General features: G+C 73.0%; 3 protein-coding genes. All 3 read right to left on the minus strand.

Features of this window, described 5'->3' with window-relative positions:
• Positions 1-163 precede the first annotated feature (163 nt).
• From AC31A1_RS48610 to AC31A1_RS48620, 3 genes are read right to left on the minus strand one after another with little or no spacing between them, the layout of a single operon-like run.
• Positions 164-1,015, minus strand: coding sequence for a carbon-nitrogen hydrolase family protein (locus tag AC31A1_RS48610; RefSeq protein WP_489659460.1), 852 nt, complete (start codon positions 1,013-1,015; stop codon positions 164-166).
• Positions 1,012-2,448 (minus strand): MSMEG_0567/sll0787 family protein, encoded by a 1,437-nt coding sequence (locus AC31A1_RS48615; protein ID WP_489659461.1) that lies wholly within the window; start codon positions 2,446-2,448, stop codon positions 1,012-1,014. Before AC31A1_RS48615 ends, AC31A1_RS48610 begins: the two co-directional genes overlap by 4 nt.
• Positions 2,448-3,539: an MSMEG_0568 family radical SAM protein gene (locus AC31A1_RS48620; protein WP_489659462.1), complete on the minus strand. Its 1,092-nt coding sequence runs from the start codon at positions 3,537-3,539 to the stop codon at positions 2,448-2,450. The genes AC31A1_RS48615 and AC31A1_RS48620 overlap by 1 nt, the downstream gene beginning before the upstream one ends.
• Positions 3,540-3,630: the final 91 nt, after the last annotated feature.

The following is a 3,630-nucleotide window of genomic DNA, read 5'->3' on the forward strand; positions in this document are numbered from 1 at the left end:
GGGCGGCGCAGGTCGGCGAGGTAGCCGCCGAGGGTCGCGTCGGGCAGGACCAGCAGCCCGGCGCCGTTGCCGCGGGCGTCGTCGATGAGTTTGGCGACGCGGGCCAGGTCGAACTCCAGGTCGCGGCCGAAGTGGGCGGCCGCGGCCGCGATCCGGATGGTGCTCATGCGGTGACTGCTCCCGGGGCTGGTCCGTAGGTCTCGGGCCGCCGGTCGCGCAGGTGTCCCATCGACCGGCGGGCGGTCTCCAGGGCCTGTGCGACGTCGAGTTCGGCGACGGCGATGCCGGCCGTCACGCCCGTGGCGGCGAGGATCTCGCCACCCGGGTCGACGACCTTGGCACTGCCCACGAAGCGTAGCGACCCGAACGTACCCGCCTGGTTCGCGGACAGCCACACGATCTGGTTCTCCAGCGCGCGGGCCCGGTCGAACAGGTCGAAACGCCGCTTCCAGCGGTCCTGTTCGAGATCGGCGCTCGCCTTCGTGCGAGCACCCGGCCAGGCCGACACGCACACCCCGATCTCGGCACCGTCCAGCGCCAGGGCCCGCGCCGACTCCGGGAACGCCTTGTCGTAGCAGATCATCATCCCGAGCCGACCGACCGGTGTGTCGAAGGCGTGGAAACGGTCCCCCGAGGCGTAACTCGCGTCCTCGCTGAGCGGCTGATGGACCTTGCGGTGATTGCCGAGGATGCCATCGCCGGTGACGCAGACGACGCTGTTGTAGCGGGCGTTCCCAGCTGCCTCGCAGTATCCCGCGACGACCGTCAACTCCCCGGCCAGGGCGGCCAGTCGGCGGATCTCCGGGCCGTCGAGGGCGAGGGCGGGCGGCCCCTCGTCCAACGCGCTGTCGTCGTCCAGGCTGAGCAGATAGCCGCCCAGGCACGCCTCCGGCAGCGCGAGAAGTCGTACGCCCTGCTCCCCGGCCTCCTTGATCAGGCGTTCGGCGATCGCGAAGTCCTCCTCCAGGTCGCGGCCGAACTCGGCGGCCACGGCCGCCATCCGCAGCGTGCTCATGCCGTCCCCATTCCGGTCACCGAGGAGGCGACCGCCACGGTGATCTCTCCGTCGGGCCAGCGCAGCCCGACTCCTTGCCCAGCGGTCAACTCCCCGCATACGGCGCCTGTTGCGGGCCCGGCGGGCAGTGGCGGCGCGTGCGGCTCGTCGGCGGTGAGCACCGCGAAGCCCGGGAAGCAGGTCAGCCAGTCACCCATCGAGGCGTTCGTGGGACGCGGCACGTCGGCCACGTCGAGCACCGCCCCGCAGCCGCTCGCCTCGGCGAGCATCCCCAGCGTGCCGGCGATCCCGGCCATCGACACGTCCTTCGCGGCGGCCGGTCGCGCGGCGCCCACCGCCCTTGTCAGCGTGAGGAGTTCGTCGGCTCGACGCCGGGTGGTCGAGTCCCACTGGCGGCCCCGGTATCCCGCGCGCCAGCCGCCGCCGAGGTCGGCCGTGAGCCGTAGGGCGTGTCCTGGGCGCCCGCCGCCACCGGGCACAGGCCGGTCGGTGCGGCCGAGCGCGGTCACCGACAGGGCGGCGGGAACGCCGAGTTGGATGTGACCGCCGAGCACCGGGACGCCGTAGGCCTGCGCCGCCCGGGCCAGTCCGGCGAGGACCAGCGCGGCGTGCGCCGCATCGCGTGCGCCCAGCGCGTCCAGCAGTCCGACCGGCGAAGCACCCATCGCGGCAAGGTCGTTGACGTTCACCAGGACCGCGCACCAGCCCGCCCACTCCGGATCCCGCTCGACCATCGACGGCACGATCGCGTCGCACGCGGCGATCACGTCGGTACCGGGGACGGGCGCGCCGTCGTCACCGACGAAACCGGGCGGTGCGGGGAGTTCGGCGAGCAGGGGGCCCAACGCGGCTTTCGTGGCCGCGACTTGGGCCGCGATCCGCGTGATGGGCCAGCGCATCAGGACGTGTGGTGTACCGGCGACCTCCGTGGCCCGTACCGACTGCCAGCCGAGCCGTCGGAAGAGCCCCTCGTTGCGGGCCTGTACGGTCGCGTCGAACCGCAGCACACCCTCCGCCTCGGCGCGTGCGCAGGCCGCCCGGACCAGTGCCGCCCCGATTCCGTGCGGGCCGCGCGCCTGCGGGGCGACGACCAGTCGACCGCCCTGCCACCAGCCGAGGTCCGGGCCGCCGTCGACAGGCCCCAGCCGCACCCCGCCGATCACACTGCCGTCCGCGGCCCGGGCGATCAGCACGACGGTACGGGAGTCGGTGTCACGGTCGTCGAGGTCGTCGCCGGTGAAGAGCCCCTGTTCGTGGACGAAGGTCTCCGTGCGCAGCCGTCGGTAGGCGGCCGACTCGGCGTTGTCGGCGGCCTGTTCGATGTGGAACGCGGGGCGGCGGGCGAGGGTGCTCCGGTCGCCGAGCAGCGCCAGGATGTCGACCGGCCCGTCCGTCACGAGGGGTGCCGCGGAGCCGTCCAGGTACATCGACATCACCCGCCCGCCGACTGCAGGACACCGCACGCGCCGCAGGCCGCGCAGCCAGCCTTCTGGCCGGCGCCCGTCATCCCGGCGGCGCGAAGTCTCGCCGCGACGCGCTCGGTGACGTACGTCAGGAGTTCGGCGCTCGGTGCCGGGATGCCGTCGCGGGCGGCGAGCGTGCCGGCCATCGGGCGGAACGGGACGACGAACGGGTACACGCCCCGGTCGATCAACTCGCCCGCACCCGCGACGAGTTCGTCCGGATCCTCACCGAGCCCGACGAGCAGATAGGTGGAGACACGGTTCGGCCCGAAGACCCGCACCGCCTCGCCCCACGCGGCCTCGTACTCGGTCATCGGGACCGTCGACTTGCCCGGCATCCAGCGCCGGCGCACCTCCTCGTCGAGGGACTCGACATGGATGCCGATCGTGGTGGCGCCGGCGTCGTGCAGTTCACGGATCCAGCCGAGGTCGCCGGGCGGTTCGCACTGCACCTGGATGGGGAGGCCCGGGACCGCTTCGAGGACGGCGCGCACGGAGCGGACGAGATTGCGCGCGCCCCGGTCGGGGCCGGTCGTCGTGCCCGTCGTCATGACCATCTGCCTGACGCCGTCCAACCGCACCGCCGCTTCGGCGACTTCGGCGAGCTGCGCCGGGGTCTTGGCGGCGACCGCGGCGCCCGAACGCAGGGACTCCTCGATGGTGCAGAAGCGGCAGCGGTCGGACTCGGCGTAGCGGATGCAGGTCTGCACGACGGTGGTGGCGAGGACGTCGGCGCCGTGGAGGCGGGCGATGTGCTCGTAGGGGGTGCCGTCGGCGGTGGTGAGGTCGTAGAACTTCGGGCGGCTCACGGCGGTCAGGGCGAGACCGGTGTCCTGGTCGCCCAGCCAGACGCTGCCGTCGCGTACGCGGTAGGGGCTGGCCGGGTTGGTGGGCAGTGCGGCGTTGGCACCGTCGATGAGGACGTGGCCGTCGCCGCTCGGACCCGCGCCGTCGGGCCGCCGTACGGGGGCGTCCAACGCGACGCCGTGCAGGGCGAGTTCGGCACGGGTCATGATGCGCACATCCACCGCCGTACTCGTCGATTCGGTGCCAACGCTCACAGCGGCCCCCTTAGAGCTGGTAGGTGGAGTTGATGATGGCGCCCTTGCGCGCGTAGTGGATCAGCGCGTCCTGGACGTCCAGCGGGTGGGT

The organism is Streptomyces sp. P5F9 (genome assembly GCF_057961495.1).

Excerpts from the sequence above, each read along its gene's own strand:
- AC31A1_RS48610 (WP_489659460.1), bottom strand. The coding sequence starts at position 1,015 with ATGAGCACGCTGCGGATGGCGGCCGTGGCCGCCGAGTTCGGCCGCGAC.
- AC31A1_RS48615 (WP_489659461.1), bottom strand. The coding sequence starts at position 2,448 with ATGTCGATGTACCTGGACGGCTCCGCGGCACCCCTCGTGACGGACGGG.